The 14,927-nt window shown below is 70.3% G+C and carries 17 protein-coding genes and 1 pseudogene; 9 read left to right on the plus strand and 9 right to left on the minus strand.

The features are described 5' to 3' along the window. The first annotated feature begins 59 nt into the window (after positions 1-59). Positions 60-524, plus strand: coding sequence for a nucleoside deaminase (locus AB0J66_RS28000; protein WP_364666545.1), 465 nt, complete (start codon positions 60-62; stop codon positions 522-524). Here the strand turns inward: AB0J66_RS28000 and AB0J66_RS28005 are convergent. Beyond that, complete coding sequence (locus tag AB0J66_RS28005; protein ID WP_364666548.1) at positions 503-1,360, minus strand: MEDS domain-containing protein; 858 nt, start codon at positions 1,358-1,360, stop codon at positions 503-505. The two genes, AB0J66_RS28000 and AB0J66_RS28005, sit on opposite strands and share 22 nt — an antisense overlap. Positions 1,361-1,470: 110 nt before the next feature. Further along, positions 1,471-2,613: an LCP family protein gene (locus tag AB0J66_RS28010; RefSeq protein WP_364666550.1), complete on the minus strand. Its 1,143-nt coding sequence runs from the start codon at positions 2,611-2,613 to the stop codon at positions 1,471-1,473. A gap of 132 nt (positions 2,614-2,745) precedes the next feature. On the opposite strand from AB0J66_RS28010, the gene AB0J66_RS28015 reads away from it, so the two are divergent. Further along, positions 2,746-3,690: a glycosyltransferase family 2 protein gene (locus AB0J66_RS28015; RefSeq protein WP_364666553.1), complete on the plus strand. Its 945-nt coding sequence runs from the start codon at positions 2,746-2,748 to the stop codon at positions 3,688-3,690. After that, the gene (locus tag AB0J66_RS28020; protein WP_364666556.1) at positions 3,683-4,774 is read left to right on the plus strand and encodes a glycosyltransferase; all 1,092 of its coding nucleotides are present in this window, start codon (positions 3,683-3,685) and stop codon (positions 4,772-4,774) included. Before AB0J66_RS28015 ends, AB0J66_RS28020 begins: the two co-directional genes overlap by 8 nt. 313 nt (positions 4,775-5,087) lie before the next feature. Here AB0J66_RS28020 and AB0J66_RS28025 read toward each other — a convergent pair whose 3' ends face one another. The 4 genes from AB0J66_RS28025 to AB0J66_RS28040 all read right to left on the minus strand — a co-directional run bounded on the left by AB0J66_RS28025 (position 5,088) and on the right by AB0J66_RS28040 (position 8,399). Then, complete coding sequence (locus AB0J66_RS28025) at positions 5,088-5,534, minus strand: hypothetical protein (RefSeq protein ID WP_364666559.1); 447 nt, start codon at positions 5,532-5,534, stop codon at positions 5,088-5,090. Positions 5,535-5,689: 155 nt separating this feature from the next. Then, complete coding sequence (locus AB0J66_RS28030; RefSeq protein WP_364666562.1) at positions 5,690-6,028, minus strand: helix-turn-helix transcriptional regulator; 339 nt, start codon at positions 6,026-6,028, stop codon at positions 5,690-5,692. A 74-nt stretch (positions 6,029-6,102) separates the two neighbouring features. Further along, entirely contained in the window at positions 6,103-7,545 is a 1,443-nt protein-coding gene (locus AB0J66_RS28035) for a hypothetical protein (protein ID WP_364666564.1), read from the minus strand. Beyond that, positions 7,542-8,399 carry a hypothetical protein gene (locus tag AB0J66_RS28040; RefSeq protein ID WP_364666567.1) on the minus strand — a complete coding sequence of 286 codons (858 nt, stop codon included), beginning with the start codon at positions 8,397-8,399 and terminating at the stop codon, positions 7,542-7,544. The genes AB0J66_RS28035 and AB0J66_RS28040 overlap by 4 nt, the downstream gene beginning before the upstream one ends. A gap of 228 nt (positions 8,400-8,627) precedes the next feature. Between AB0J66_RS28040 and rho the strand changes: the two are divergent. The 3 genes and pseudogenes from rho to AB0J66_RS28055 form a co-directional block, all read left to right on the plus strand. Next, positions 8,628-9,719, plus strand: a pseudogene (rho, locus tag AB0J66_RS28045) (transcription termination factor Rho); the annotation flags it as partial. 7 nt (positions 9,720-9,726) lie between these two features. Next, complete coding sequence (locus tag AB0J66_RS28050) at positions 9,727-10,320, plus strand: AAA family ATPase (RefSeq protein WP_364666569.1); 594 nt, start codon at positions 9,727-9,729, stop codon at positions 10,318-10,320. Next, positions 10,257-10,427 carry a DUF5808 domain-containing protein gene (locus AB0J66_RS28055; RefSeq protein ID WP_364666571.1) on the plus strand — a complete coding sequence of 57 codons (171 nt, stop codon included), beginning with the start codon at positions 10,257-10,259 and terminating at the stop codon, positions 10,425-10,427. Before AB0J66_RS28050 ends, AB0J66_RS28055 begins: the two co-directional genes overlap by 64 nt. Here the strand turns inward: AB0J66_RS28055 and AB0J66_RS28060 are convergent. After that, positions 10,424-10,855, minus strand: coding sequence for a hypothetical protein (locus AB0J66_RS28060; RefSeq protein WP_364666573.1), 432 nt, complete (start codon positions 10,853-10,855; stop codon positions 10,424-10,426). The two genes, AB0J66_RS28055 and AB0J66_RS28060, sit on opposite strands and share 4 nt — an antisense overlap. Before the next feature lie 30 nt (positions 10,856-10,885). Continuing rightward, a complete protein-coding gene (locus AB0J66_RS28065; protein WP_364666576.1) occupies positions 10,886-11,515 on the minus strand; it encodes a class I SAM-dependent methyltransferase in 630 nt (209 codons plus the stop codon). A 139-nt stretch (positions 11,516-11,654) separates the two neighbouring features. Here AB0J66_RS28065 and AB0J66_RS28070 point away from each other — a divergent pair, with 139 nt between their 5' ends. Continuing rightward, positions 11,655-12,539 (plus strand): AraC family transcriptional regulator, encoded by an 885-nt coding sequence (locus AB0J66_RS28070; protein WP_364667076.1) that lies wholly within the window; start codon positions 11,655-11,657, stop codon positions 12,537-12,539. 351 nt (positions 12,540-12,890) lie between these two features. On the opposite strand, the gene AB0J66_RS28075 is transcribed toward AB0J66_RS28070, so the two are convergent. Then, positions 12,891-13,652 carry an ACT domain-containing protein gene (locus tag AB0J66_RS28075; RefSeq protein ID WP_364666579.1) on the minus strand — a complete coding sequence of 254 codons (762 nt, stop codon included), beginning with the start codon at positions 13,650-13,652 and terminating at the stop codon, positions 12,891-12,893. Positions 13,653-13,792: 140 nt separating this feature from the next. Between AB0J66_RS28075 and AB0J66_RS28080 the strand changes: the two genes are divergently transcribed. Continuing rightward, positions 13,793-14,119: a hypothetical protein gene (locus tag AB0J66_RS28080; protein ID WP_364666581.1), complete on the plus strand. Its 327-nt coding sequence runs from the start codon at positions 13,793-13,795 to the stop codon at positions 14,117-14,119. 9 nt (positions 14,120-14,128) lie between these two features. After that, positions 14,129-14,845 carry a serine hydrolase gene (locus AB0J66_RS28085; protein WP_364666584.1) on the plus strand — a complete coding sequence of 239 codons (717 nt, stop codon included), beginning with the start codon at positions 14,129-14,131 and terminating at the stop codon, positions 14,843-14,845. Positions 14,846-14,927 lie beyond the last annotated feature (82 nt).

The raw sequence follows: 14,927 nt of genomic DNA on the forward strand, positions 1-14,927 counted from the left end.
CCGCGTCGTAGTCGCAGGTCTCACCGTGGTCGTCCAGCCGGCGTCGTACCCTGATGATCATGAACACGGATCACGGCTATCTCGAACGGGCGATCGAGCTCGCCTGGGAGGCCCGCAGACGCGGCGACCATCCCTTCGGCGCCCTGCTGGTCACCGCCGGCGGCACGGTGCTGGAGGCCCGCAACAGCGTGGTCACCGGCAACGATCCGACCGGGCACGCCGAGACCAACCTGGTCCGCCTGGCCGCCGAGCTGTCGTTCGAGGAGCGGTCGGAGAGCGTCCTCTACACCAGCACCGAGCCGTGCGCGATGTGCTCGGGGGCGATCTACTGGTCCGGGATCGGCCGGGTCGTCTTCGCGCTTTCCGAGGCCGATCTGGCCGGGATGGTCGAGGAGGAGGACGGCTTTCCGCCGCTACGGCTGCCCTGCCGGGAGGTGTTCGCGCGCGGCGGTCGTGACATCGTGGTCGACGGCCCGGCGCCGCTGCCGAGCGCCACCGCGGTTCACGAGGGGTTCTGGGACTGATCACACAGTCCGTGGAAGCGCAGCAGCCGGGCCACCACGGGCGTACAGCCCAGAACTTGCACTTGACCTTGACTGTCGGCGACCGCCTGGATGATGATGCGCGCGGCCGCCGTGTCGGCGAAGGTCAGGCCGGTGACGTCGACGATGGCCGGGGCGCCCTCGCGCGGCAGATCTCGGAGCATGGCCTCGAGCACCGACTGCAGCGCGAGCCGGTTCGACATGTCGGCCTCGCCGGTCAGCCGGATCCCGAACGGGCCGGTCGTGCGCCCGCAGCGCAGCGACGACGCCGGGTCGAACGGCAGCAGCGGCCCCGCCGCGCCGGGATGGGCCAGGGTCAGCCGGCGCAGGGTCAGAAGATCGAAGAGCCTGCGGTCGTACGCGCACACGCCGGTCACGAATCCGTCGACGAAGATCTCGTTGATGCGCGCCTCGTACCAGTCGAGCCGGTCCGAGCCGGGCACGCCGCGGGCCGCCCACGACATGTCCCCCACCACCCGCAGACCCAGGTAGCCCTGCTGGCGGGTCCTCGCCTTCTCGGCCAGGAACTGCTCGATGGTCGCCTCGGGCTCGAACGAACCGCCGGCCAGATAGCTGCCCTCGGCCGTGTCGGCGATCAGCTGGCCCGTGGCCAATGCGTTGCGGGTGGTCACGCCGCGCGCGCTGAGCCGGGCCAGCACGGCCGCGGGCTGGTCGCCGAGGTAGCAGACCTTCTGGCGTGAGCGCAGGCCGGTCTGCAGAACGTCGGCGATCGCGTCCAGCCGGACCTCATCGTCGTCGACGGTCCAGCAGACGTGGTCGCCTAGTTCGAGCTGATCGAGAACACCCAGCCCGCCCACGGCACACTCCTTCCGGTCGCGCCGCCCCCTCGCCGCGAAGTGCCGTTCACCGTACGCCATGAAACGTTGGCAATATGTTACCCACACGGGTGAATCGCGGCCGAAGTGGTTTAAGTGGCGGCCACCCAGGTCGGATGCGCCGCGGCGAATTGCGCGACCTGGTCGTTCTTGGCCGCCTGAAGCAACTTCAGGCTGTCGTCGCTGAGCAATTGGACGCTGCCCACGCCGGGAATGTTCTCGCTGTTGAATTTGCCGCCATTGGTCTTCAACGTGACCAGATCGTTCGGGTTGACGCCGCGCATCGCGAAGACCCAGTCCTCCAGCGAGATGCCGCCCGAGTCGACCGTGACCGCCTGGCCGATCGCGCTGAGCAGGCCGGGCAGCTTGGTCGGCGAATTCAGGCCGTCCTTGACCGTCTGCTGCACGACCGCCTTGAGGAACTGTTGCTGATGCCGCTGCCGCCCGTAGTCGAAGTCGTTGTCGGCCAGCAGGTCGCGCTGGCGGACGAAATCGAGCGCCTCGGTCGGGGTGAAGCAGTGGTTGCCCTGGGCGTAGAAGTTCGGGGTGACTCCCTTGATCTTGCGGTTGAGGGTGCCGTCCGGGTTGATGACGTACGGGGCGGCCTGCTTGCCGTCCGCGGTATGACCGATGTGAATCGATGTCGTGTCCTCGTCGACATACATACAGACCTTGCCCAGCACATTGACGATCTGCTGGAACCCCTCGAAATCGATGATGGCGCCGGCGTCGGGGGTGATCCCGGTCAGCTTCTTGATCGTCAGGGACAACAGCTCGAAACCGTGGGAGAGGGCGGCATTCCCGGTCAACCCCCTACTGCCGTACGCGAACGCGGCGTTGATTTTGTTCTTGCCGCCGGCGTATTTCTGGGCGCCGTTGTCGTAGGCCGGGATCGACACGTAACTGTCCCGGGGCAGGGAGATGAGGTACGCGCTTCGGTGATCGGCGCCGATGTGCATCAGGATGATCGAGTCGGAGCGGGTGGGATCGCCGGGCTTGGCCGACGCCCGCTGGTCGATCCCGACGAGCAGGATGTTCTTGGCGCCGGTGACCGTCGCGTGCTTCTCGGTCCCGACCGTGGTCGACGAGCCGAGCAGGTCCTGCTGCTTGATCGATCTCGTGGCCGCGCTGACCGTGGCCTGGATCGCCACCACCGACCCGCCGCCGACAACCGCGAGCAGGGCGCCGAACGCGACACAGATCCGGGCCCAGCGGGGGCTCCTCTTCTTCCGCACGATCCAGCCTCCCTCGGGCTCATCAAAGGTCCATGAGAGTTCGCTGCCGGGTTGCTGAGATCACCCCGGGCATTAACCGAGGCTTCCTACTGTCCGGTTTCCGCCCACTTCAGCGCCCGTTAGCAGGTCGACATGTCCTCACCGCCGGACGTCAGCGTCGTCATCCCGACCCGCAACCGACCGGAGCTCGCCGTCCGCGCCGTCGAGAGCGCGCTCGGGCAGACACACCGCAACCTCGAGGTCATCGTGGTCATCGACGGCCCCGACCCGGCGACGTCGGCCGCCCTCGAAGCTGTTGCCGACGATCGGCTCCGGGTCATCGTCCTGCCCACCTCCGGCAAGGCGCCGAACGCCCGCAACCAGGGTGTGCACAACGCGAACGGCAAATGGGTCGCGCTGCTCGACGACGACGACGAGTGGCTCCCGTCGAAGCTGGCGGTGCAGCTCGAGCTGGCGGCGACGTCCTCGCTGGCCTCGCCCATCGTCGCCACGCGCATGATCAGCCGTACGCCCCGGGCCGACTCGGTCATGCCGAGGCGTCTCCCCTCCGACGGCGAGCCGCTCAGCGAGTACCTGACCGTACGGCGCGGCCTGTTCTACGGCGACGGTTTCATCCAGACCTCGACCATCATGGCACCCACTTCTCTTCTGCGGCGGGTGCCCTTCACCGTCGGCCTGCGCCGCCAGCAGGAGCTCGACTGGACACTGCGCGCCCTACAGCACGAGGACGTCGAGCTGCTCTACTCCCCCGAGGCGCTCGTGCTGTGGCACCAGGACGAGAACCGGGACCGGATCAGCCTGCAGAACCCGTGGGAAGAACAACTGGCCTGGCTGCGGGCCAACCGGTCGCTGTTCACCCCCCGGGCGTACGCTGCCTTCACCATGAGCGTCCTGAGCTCCATGGCCGCACCGACCCGCAGCACGAAGGTCTTCCGCGAAATCCTCACCGAGGCCCGCGCGCACGGCCGGCCGGGTGCCATCGACTACGTGACGTACCTGCAGATCTGGGCGCTGCCCCCGGCCGTACGCCACCGCCTGCGCGACGCCGTGCTGGGCCGCAAGACCGCCGATGCCTGAGCCCACCCGTCGCGTCGCCGTCTGGCGCAGCGCGATGCTCCCCGCCTCCGAGACGTTCATCCGCAACCAGGCCGACCACCTGACCCGCTGGCAGCCCGTCTACGTCGGCGCCACCAAAATCGACTCGGTCCTGGCCCGCGACACCGACCTGATCGCCTACCCGGCGCCGGCCGACCGCCGCCCCTTCCTGCGCCTGCGCCTGACCGGCAGCTCCCCCCGCCTGCGCCTGCTGCTGGCCGGCGCCCGCCCCGACCTGGTCCACGCCCACTTCGGCGGCGACGGCTGGCTCGTCTCCGGCTCGGCCCAGCGCCTGGGCGTACCGCTGGTGGTGACCCTGCACGGCCACGACGTGACCCGTCAGCCGCAGAGCCCCGGCGCCCACGGCCTGCGCTACCGCCGCAACCTGCGCTCGGTCTTCCAGCGCGCCGACCTGCTCATCGCCGTCTCGAAGGTGATCCGCGACAAGGCCATCAGCTGGGGCGCCGACCCGGCCAAGGTCCGCGTCCACCACACCGGCGTCCCGGTCCCTCCGCCGATGCCGGCCGCCGAGAAGCGCTGGGACGTCGCGTTCGTGGGCCGCTTCGTCGAAAAGAAGGGCGCTGACGATTTGATCGCCGCCCTGGGCCCCGCCAAGGCCGTCTTCATCGGCGACGGCCCCCTGCTCGCCGAGATGCGCGCCTACGCCGCTGCGCTGGGCGCCGACGTGACCTTCACCGGCGCCCAGCCCGCCACCGAGGTCTACCGCCTCCTGTCGGAGTCCCGCCTACTGGCCGCCCCGTCGAAGACGGCCACCAACGGCGACACCGAGGGCCTACCCACCACGATTGTCGAGGCCGCCGCCCTGGGCCTCCCCGTCGTCGCCACCCACCACAGCGGCATCCCCGAAGCCGTCCTGGACGGCGAAACCGGCTTGCTGGGCCCGGAGCGCGACCGCGAGGCCTTGACCGCCAACCTCCGCAAGCTGCTGGACGACGACGCCCTCCGCGCCTCCATGGGCGAGCGTGCCCGAGCCCACGCGGTGGCGAACTTCGACGTGGCCACCCAGTCCCGCCGACTGGAGGACCTCTACGACTCGCTCCTGTAGAAAGTCTCGACCGACGTGCGCCAGTCGCCGCTATCGCCCCTCGGCGAAGTGCGCGAGAGCAAGGAGCACGAGGGTCGCTGTGCTGAAGGCTCCACCACCGGCGAGAATCGCTGCCGCGACGTTCGCGCCTCCGGCGGATGCCACGAAACCGACAATGAAACCCACCATCGTCGCGGCAAGCAGGATAATGGATATCCAGATTGCCCGGTTTGATCGTCGGGCATTCGTTGCGTCATCGGCGCGATGCGATTGTTCTGGAGCCACGATCTGCCCTTCATCGAAATGAGTGGATTCGATGGTCGCTTATCCTGCTTCAGTCGGCATCATCGTCTGATGATCCCAATTCTTTCCTGAGCGCCGGCATTCGCCGCAACAGCCGGACGGCGTAAGACAGTTGTTCACCAGGCTGCGACCCGGTCGCCGCGAGCTCGAACAACTCACCGAGGAATTCTTCCAAGTATCGGGGACGATCAGAAACAGACAGAAGATTAATCGCCATCTTGACCAAGATCACGGCCAGGTGACTAGGTGCGGCCGGCCGGAAGAGTGAGCCGTCGCCTATCGGTGTCCGAGCGGATGGTGACGTCGGCCGCTCGGTTGCGGTAGCCGACCCCGACTCAGAGCTGTCGATGTTTGAGACGATGTATTCCACACGGAGTCGCTCAAGATCGCGGTCCAAACCAACAAGCGGGGCCAGATTCTCGGAGACTCCGACGTCGCTACAGGCCAGGCGCAACCGTTCGTCGTAGGCCTGCAGCACGGCCGCTTGCCATCCTAGGTAATTGACAGAGGAAGGACTTTTGAGCGACCTGTCCAAGCGTCGCAGGTCATAGGACAATTGCGTGGTGTCTGACGCCCCTGATCGCGGCCGCCGGCGCCATAACCATCTCAACGGCCACCCCGCTCTCCGCTGCATTAAGCATCATCCTCGACCAACGCCGGGAGAGGGCGCGGAAGACCGCCTATCGAGGAGTTACTCGACGCCAGGGCTCCCCGCGCCAACTCGACGCCCAGGGCGGTCAGTTTGTAGTACCGACGCCGGGGCCGGCCTTCGATCTGCGGATCCACCTTCTCCCACCGTGATTCAAGCCAGCGGATTCGTTCGAGTCGTGAGAGAATCGGATGAATGGTGCCACTCGGCAGGCCGGCCGCTTGACAAATTTCCAATCCGTAGAGCTCTTGCGACGGATCGAGCAATAGAGCGTGCAGGACCAGCTTCGTGGCGATGGTCATCCGCGGCTGGGCGCTGGTCATGGTCGTACTCTACCAAGGGCTAGGTAGAGAACAACGTAGATCTTGAGGCGAACCGACTTTGCGTGGAACGGGCGTCAGCTGCGACCTCGCTTGACGACGGCGCGGACGGCTCGGCGGCCGGCCTTCAGGCTGCCGATCACGGCCTTGCCGGGGGTGGTGGCGGTCAGGACGGCGTTGATCTGGCGGACTCGTTTCAGCTCGGCGTCGCGGGAGCGGATCTGCTGCTCGTAGAAAGCATGTTTGGCTCTGGCCTCGGCCAATTCTCGGGCGAGGCGGTCGCGGGTGGCGGTCAGCTCGCGGACGGCGCCGGGGGTGGGGCGGGGTGGGAGTGGGGGCACGTCGGCCGGGTCCAGTTCGCGGCCGGTCATGCCGGCGATGATGGTGGTCAGCTCGAGCTCGTCGGCGGGGGCGGGCCAGACGTGGGCGAGGCCGGCTTCGATGGCGGAGGCGGCGAAGCGGCGCAGGGCGACCAGCGGGTCGCCGGCGGGGGCCAGGGCGGTGAGGGCGCCGCTGGGGTCGATGACGATCTGGGCGGCGGGTACGCCGGCGGCGGGGCTGTTCTGCCACGTCGACAGCAGGGTGCGCATGGTGGGGAGGTCGCGCTGCTGGGCGGCCGCGAAGAGCAGGTCCTCCAGGGTGCGGCCGCGGGGCAGGTCGGTGGCGGTCACCGGGCGGCCGCCGATCACGGCTTCGGGGGTGTGGGAGGTGGCGGCGCCGCGGTCGGTGACCACGATCCAGGAAGGGGCCAGGTCGGTGGCCAGGCCGTGGCGCAGGGCCTGGGCGGCCAGGGTGGCCGGGTCAGCAAGGTGCTCACCGGAGAAATCTGCGGTGGCGGTGGCGAGGGTGGCGGACAGGAACCCGTTCAGGTCGCGGTTGGCGAGCAGCTCGGGGCTGAGCAGGACGCCGTTGTAGGCGGCGTAGGAGCGCTCGGTGGACAGGCCGGCGGCGGCCAGGCGGTCGCGGAGGGCGGCCAGGGTGGCCGGACGGCGAGGGTCACGGTCGTCGGGGACCAGCCAGTCGTCGTCGCCCAGGGCGCCGGGTAGGGCCAGCAGGCGGTGCAGGCCGAACAGGTTCTCCAGACCGAGCAGCAAACGGCCACCGGGGCGCAGCAGGGCCAGCAGGTGGGTGAGGCGCTGGTCCCAGCCGTCCAGCGTCTCGGCCTCGACAGAGCAGAGGCGGTCGAGACCGTCCAGGGCGACGATCGTGTCGAAGGTGGGGGTCGCCGCGACTTTCTCCAGGCTGCCGGCCCAGACGGTGACGTCGAGTTTCGCGTCCAGCGCCTCGGCATCGGCCAGGCCTCGAGCGAGGACCGTGACCGCGCCTGTGGTCAGCGCCTCGATCAGCTCGGGAGCGTGCGGGCCGGCGACGAGCGTACGGCCGGTCACGGCGCCCAGCAGCGGTCGCAGGGCCGGTCCCGGCCCCGAGGCGGCGCCCGGTGAGCCGACCGGAGCCGGGCCGTGCGTGCCGTCGAGGTCCGACCACTGGAGCATCTCGCCGCCGAGCAGGGTCACGGTCATCTGCGTACCACTCCGGTGAGTTCGAGGTTGTCGGTGCTGCGCGGGGCCGGCCAGCCGAACAGGCGGCGCAGCTCGGCGGGTGGGAGGAGCCGGTCGGCGCCCAGCTCGGCGGCGGCGATGCGACGGGCGGTCGCCACATCCGGGGAGACGCCGATCATGGAGGACCACTCGCGCAGGATGCGGGCCTGGCCACCGAAGGCGGACTTCTCGTTCTCGAGCTGCATCGGGTCGCCGTAGACCGCCGGTTCGCAGCCGGCCAGCGTGCCGTAGAAGACGGCGCTGCACAGCCGGTTCGAGGCCACCCGGGAATGTTTACGCAGCTCGGCGAGTTGGCGGTAGAGGAAACCGGGGTCGAGGTCCTTCCACCAGCCGCCGCGGTAACCATGGCAGATCACCCGGAAGCCCGCGTTCTCGTACGTCGCCCGCACGCTTCTGTCCCGGTATTCCTGCCAGTACAGGCAGACCGTCACGGGGCCGGGCTCGGTGTCCTTGATCTCCGCGATCAGGCCCGCGTGGCTGCCGAGGATGTGCTGGCCCTCCCAGCCGTGGAACGGGTACCAGATCGTCCCCTCGCGCTCGGGCGCTTCGGAAGGTTCCAGGGCCAGGAGGTACGCCCAGGGAGCGCCGACTACGTACACGTCGCGGCGCCCGAGGGACCAGGCGCGGCGGCGGACCCGCTCGGACCAGACGAACTTGGCCACGCCGGGCACGAACTCGTGATCGGGGGCGAGACCGTCGCCGATGTTCCAGCCGTGCTGCAGGTAGCCCTGGATCCGGGGGGCTTCGGCGTCGTCGAGGCCGCAGTACCGGGCCAGGACGGCCGAGTGACCGTAGTAGTGGTTGGCGTGGTGCACGCCGCATTACACACCGTCCAGGCGTCCGGACGGCAAACAGCCGGTGACTTGCCGGCGGCCGGTGCTGTCCCGGCGCGAATGACAGTGCTACCGTTACCGCCAGTTGGGTTCCGCTGCAGGCGTTGCGTTCTTGAAAATCGCAGCCGCCGGAAGCCCCCGGCCGTGAGTCTCCCGGCCAAGCTTTTCCTCTCACCCAGCCACGCTTGTGGCTTTTTCAGGAGTGTCTCCATGACCGAACCCGAAATCACGCGTGTCGACGCCCTGCTCGACATCGTCGACGACCGCGCCTGGCTGCGCGCCGACGGCTATCTGCCAGGACCCAAGGACCTTCCGGTCAACATCCATGACGTACGCCGTCTCGGCCTGCGCCGGGGCGACCGGGTCGTCGCCACCGCCAAGCGGATCGGGCCCAAACCGGCCACCCTGCAGATGGACCCGGTGCCCCGGCGCCCCGACTTCTACGAGCTGACCTCGCTGCACCCGCAGGAGCGGCTGCGCCTCGAGACCGACCCGGATGTTCTCACCACCCGGGTCATCGACCTGGTCATGCCGATCGGCAAGGGGCAGCGGGCGCTGATCGTGGCCCCGCCCAAGGCCGGCAAGACGATCGTCCTGCAGCAGATCGCCACCGCCATCACCACCAACAACCCCGAGGTGCACCTCATCGTCGTGCTCGTCGACGAGCGGCCCGAGGAGGTCACCGACATGCGGCGGACCGTCAAGGGCGAGGTCGCCGCGGCCACCTTCGACCGTCCGCCGCAGGAGCACGCCGCCGTGGCCGAGCTGGCCATCGAGCGGGCCAAGCGCCTGGCCGAGCAGGGCGAGGACGTGGTCGTGCTGCTCGACTCCATCACCCGGCTCGGCCGCGCCTACAACCTGATGGCCCGCGGCGGCGGCCGTACGCTCAGCGGCGGCCTCGACTCGACCGCGCTCTACCCGCCGAAGCGTTTCCTCGGCGCGGCCCGCAACATCGAGGGCGGCGGCTCGCTCACCATCATCGCCACGGCGCTGGTGGAGAACGGCTCGGCCATGGACACGCTCATCTTCGAGGAGTTCAAGAGCACCGGCAACGCCGAGCTCAAGCTCGACCGCTCGCTGGCCGAGGCCCGGCAGTTCCCGGCCATCGACGTCTTCGCCTCGGGCACCCGCCACGACGAAACCCTGCTCACCCCCCAGGAGCGCGCCGTCGTCACCCAGGTCCGCCGCGCCCTCTCCGGCGCCGACCGCCGCGACGCGATGAAGCAGCTGCTCGACCAGCTGCGCGCCACGGGCTCCAACCGCGACTTCCTGCGGCGCGCGGCGCTCGCCCTCGCCGCGTAGGCGCCCGGTGCGCCGCTTCATCCTCACCGGCACGCCCGGCTCGGGAAAGACGGCGCTGCTGCGCCGGCTCGAGCTCGACGGGTACGCCGTGGTCGAGGAGGCCGCGACCGACGTGATCGCCCTGGGACAGGCTCTGGGCGACCCGGAACCGTGGCGCTCCCCCGCCTTCATCGACGACATCGTGAACCTCCAGCGCCGGCGCCGGCGGTCGGCCACCGCGGCGGTCACCTTCTTCGACCGCTCACCCGTCTGCACGCTGGCCCTGAGCCGGTACGCCGGTTTCATGCCCTCGGCCGCTCTGCTCGCCGAGCTCGACCGGATCCGTTTCTACGACCCGGCGGTCTTCTTCGTGCGGAATCAGGGATTCGTCGAGGCCACCGCCGCCCGCCGGATCAGCTTCGAGGACTCGCTGAGGTTCGAGCGGATCCACGAGGAGACGTACGGCGAACTGGGCTTCCGCCTCATCGAGGTGCCCGCGGCTCCGCTGAACGTTCGCGCGGGTCTCGTCACCGACGCCGTCCGCGCGATACTGAAGGCATGCTCTATTCGGATCCACGGGACCCGCGGCTGTTCGTGCCCCGCCCCTCCGGTCTCGGGCTGACCCTGAACTTCGGCCATCCGGCGGCGAGCAAGATCCTCGGCGGCCTCCTGGCGGCGATGGCGGCCGCAGCCGTTCTCGGCGTGGTCCTCGAGATGCGGGGCCGTTAGGCAGACCGGAGCCTGACGACGGAAACGGCAACTATCCCGGCCAGGATGATGGCGCACAGGACGACCGTTCCCAGCTGCACGCCCGTGGCCAGCCCGACCGCGATCAGCACGGCCTGAAAGGGCACTCCAACCGCGAGCCCGACGAGGGCGCCCCGGCGCCGATCGGCCGGCGGGGCCGGGGAGGCCTCGGCCCGGCCTCGCCGCTGCTGCAGCCATTCCCCACCAGGGATGATGAGGGACCAGACCGAGCCGTAAAGACCGCTGAGGACGGCGATGTGCGCGACCGGATCACCGTGGTCGACCCACAACCGGAACGGGAACCACAGCAGCCCGAGAACGATCGACGACACCGCGAACGGGCCCGGCTGGGCGCCCAGCGCCTCCAGGTAGGCCGGTCGCCGGCGGGCTGAGGCCTGGTTGTCCGTCATGGACAGTGATCTACCCGGGTCCGCGCGTTCTCACGCGACGGCCCGGAAGAACGAGTAGTGGCCGGTGATACGGCGGTGGCCGCGCCCGGTCTCCGTCACCTCGGTCAAGCCGCCCCGGCGCATGACCGCCTGGATCCGTTCCGGCGTGTGCCCGGCCAGGCGCGGGTGCTGGTGTCCGCGCGTACCCGGGCGTCTCGTCCCGTCCGCGTCGACCAGATGCAGCTCGCCACCGGGGCGCAACACCCGGCGGACCTCGCGCATCGCCGCCACCTGCGGCTCCTCGTCGAGGTGGTGGAGCATGTACGAGGACAGCACCCGGTCGACGCTGTCGTCCGGCAGCGGCAGCTCGTCGGCGTAGGCGAGCGTGAACCGCACCGGTGCGCCACGGCGGGCGGCCTTGCGGCGGGCCCGGCGCAGGGCGGCCGGGTCGGGATCGATCCCGGTCAGGTCGGCCTCCGGCACGCGGCGGCCGAGCCGCACCAGCAGATCACCCGGGCCGCAGCCGATCTCCAGCACCCGGTGGCCGGGCCGCACGCCGGCCCGGTCGAGCAACTCGCCGTGCACGTGGGAGAGGCCGGCGAGCCGGGTGAACGGGTCGTAGAGGAACAACATCCAGTGCCGCCCCATGGCAGGGATGTACGGCCGCACGGTTTCGGTCATGGCAGGCTCCCGAGCTGGTGATCGGACGAAATTCGGTCGTACTCTGAGCCTCGTGCGCCAGCCGAGCGGAGGCATCGCCGGATCCGTGGCGGGGATGGGACATTCTTCGGATCCCCCGCCGCACGCGCGGCCGACCCGGATGGCCCGCCGGACCACCGGCGGCGTGCCGGTCGCGGCGTTCGACCAGCGGCCCGGCGTCACACCGGTGGCGGTGAGCCGGCTGCCGGACCACCCGCTGACCCCGCAGCCGCTGCCCGGGCCGCAGACGCACACCCACGACTTCCTGGTCCTGCTGTACGCCCATCGCGCCGGCGGCAGCTTCCTGATCGACGACCGGAGGTGGACCGCGGCCGACGGCGACCTGTTCGTGATCGCGCCCGGGCAGGTGCTGTCGTTCCCCGAGCCGGCCGACCGGATCGTCGAGGAGGGCTGGGTGGTGTTCTTCCCGGCCGACGTGGTCCGTGACGGGGCCTCGTCGTGGCGATCGCATCCGTTGCTGTTCCCGTTCGCCCACGGCGCCGACCGGGCGCAGCGGCTGCGGGTCCCACCGGAGCAGCGGCCGGGCTGGCTGGAGCGCATCGGCGCGCTCGACGGCGAGTTGCGGGTCCGGCGTACCGGCTGGTCCGAGGCGTCACTCGCTCACCTGATGCTGCTGCTGGTCGCGGTGACCCGCCTGGCCGGCGATGTGGCCGGCCAGTTGCACGCGGCCGACGAGCCGCTGCTGGCCGCCGTCTTCGACGTGATCGAGCGGCGCTTCGCCGAGCCCATCTCCCTGGCCGACGTGGCGGCCGAGCTGTCCCTGACCCCGGGCCACCTGACCACCTCGGTCCGCCGCCGGACCGGCCGTACCGTGCAGCAGTGGCTGACCGAGCGTCGCATGCAGGAGGCCCGTCGCCTGCTGGCCGGCACCGACCTGACCGTGGCGGCCATCGCCCACCGCGTCGGCTTCCCCGACGCCGGCTACTTCATCCGCCGCTTCCGGAGCGAGCACCGGACGACCCCGGCGCGGTGGCGCCGTAGTTGAGCCGGTCTGGTCTCCCGGCAGGTGCGATACATCTTCAACAGCCGGGCTATCGCCGGCGGACTCTCCGTCGCTTGACCCGAGATGCCGCCCTCGGCCCACCGCCGACCAGCGGAGCCGAAGGGCATGCGGCGCGGTCCCTCGCCCGGCTCTCCGTCGGGAGCCCGGGTCATTGCCCGGAGCCAGCGATGCGTCGCGGGCCACAAGTTTCCGTGGGGGGCCAGTTGCGCGGCGCGGATGAGGCAACCAACGCCTCCCACCACGAAGGCGATCGCGAACAGAACGACGGCGAGGCAGGCGACGGCCGCCGCCACGAGACCACCGGCGGCGACTGGCACCGACACGACCTGGGCGTCAGGTTTCCCGGCGGGTGCGGGACAGCCCCTCGCAGAGGTTGATCAGGGCCTGGGCCCGGGAGACCTCGGTGGCGGTGAAAGCCGGCGAGTGGCGGGTGAGGTAGCGGGGGTGGCCGGCCGCGTCGTGCAGGGCCGCGCTGGGGAACGGCGACGGCGGCGGGGTGGTGGTCAGGTCGGCCGAGAGGAGGCTGCGGACAGCGTCCTCGGCCGTGGGCGCGCGGTGGGCGACCGTGAGCGCCCTCGTGGCCGGGTCGACCAGGTCGTGGACGTCGGCCGGGGTGACCTCGGTCAGTTCGCCGCCGGCCGCCTCGACGGTTGTGGTCAGGGTGGCCGGGGTCAGGCCGCGCGGGACGGCGATCAGGAGTTCGTCGACGGCGCCGTGTTCGGCCGGGTGGATCTGGATGGCCAGGATGTTGACGCCGAGGGCGGCCAGGCCACCGCTGAGGGCGGCCAGTGTGCCGGGGCGGTCGGGCAGGGTGGTGCGCAGCCGCATCAGTTCGCGGCCGGCGGCGGGGATGGCCAGCAGGTCCGGCATCGCGGTGTGGCGGTGGACGGCCGGTCGGCGGCGCGTCCAGCGCTGACGGAGCAGGGCGCCGGCGATCAGGATGCCGGCGCTGGCGACGAGCATGGCCTCGCCGTGGGCGCGTTCGCCGAGCAGGGTGACGAACAGGTGGGCGGCGCCGACCGCGAAGAACACGGCCGCCACTTCGATCAGGTCGGCGGCCCAGTGCGCCGCGCGGGAGCGGTCGATCGGCTTCATGGCGTCCAGGGTGAAAGGACGGCATGTCGGGGCCGATGACTGGCTGTGTCGATGGCGAAAACTGTCCACGCTCATGTGAAAGCGTCATTAAACGGTCGGCGAGGGGCCACGGAAGGCGGGGCGAACCGCTACCGTGCGGCATGGGCCTGTTCCGGTCGGCGCTGATCGTCGTGGGGGCTTTGCTGGCCGCCGCGTCGGTGGTGCTGTCGGGGACGTGGCGGCAGGCCGGGGCCGGGGTCGCGATGGTCGTCGCCGGGCTGCTGATGACCGTGGCGGGCCGGGCCCGGCGCCGGCGCCGGGAGCGGCGGGAGCAGGGCCGGTTCCGGCGGCTGATCGAGCGCGGCTGGTCGCCGTGCCCGCTCTGTGACGGGTCGGGCAAGTTCTCGACGCCGACCGGCTATCTGGGCACGCCGGTGTTCCACGAGTGCACCACCTGCCGCGGCGAGGGCATGCTGCCACCCCCCTAGACTTCGATCATGGATGCGCAGGACGACGTCGACGAGGTCGTGGCCGGCACCCCGGCCGTCCGGTGGTCGATCTCGGTGCCCGGCCGGGCCGAGCACTCCCCCACGCGCAAGCTGCGCACAGCCAGCATCGGCAAGCTGCTCCTGCTGATCGAGACGGCCCGCCGCTTCGAGACCGGTGAGCTCGACCCGGCCGAGCCGCTGCGGCGCGACGAGAGACTGGCCGTGGCCGACTCGGGGCTGTGGCATCTGCTGGCCGTGGACACGCTGCCGGTCCGGGACGTGGCGGCGCTGATCGCCGCGGTCAGCGACAACTACGCGACGAACGTCCTGCTGCAGCGCATCGGCCTGGACAACATCCCCCGGTACGGGGACACGGCCCTGCTCGACTTCGTCCGCACCAAACGCGAGCCGCACCACCCGCCGACCCTGTCCACCGGCACGGCCGGCGAGCTGGCCGCGATGATGCGGAACCTGGGACCTCAGATGCGGGCCTGGCTCGGCACCAACACCGACCTGTCGATGGTGGCGAGCGCCTGGTACGCCGACCCGCTCTGGCACCCGAAGGAGTTCGGCAACAAGACCGGGACGGACGACGGCATCCGCGGCGATGTCGGCTACAGAAAAGAGCAGACGTACGCCGTACTGGCCAACTGGAATCCCGCCGAGGGCGACCGGACCGCCGAGGTCCTGGAGGGCATGCGCGCCATCGGCGCCATCATCCACTAGGTGGCAGATGTTGGACACAAGCGGTTCTGGCCGATAGTCCGGTGGCGGACGCCGTTGATCAAGGCAGAATGACAGAAGGGGT

Source organism: Actinoplanes sp. NPDC049598 (genome assembly GCF_040675435.1).
GTDB lineage: Bacteria > Actinomycetota > Actinomycetes > Mycobacteriales > Micromonosporaceae > Actinoplanes.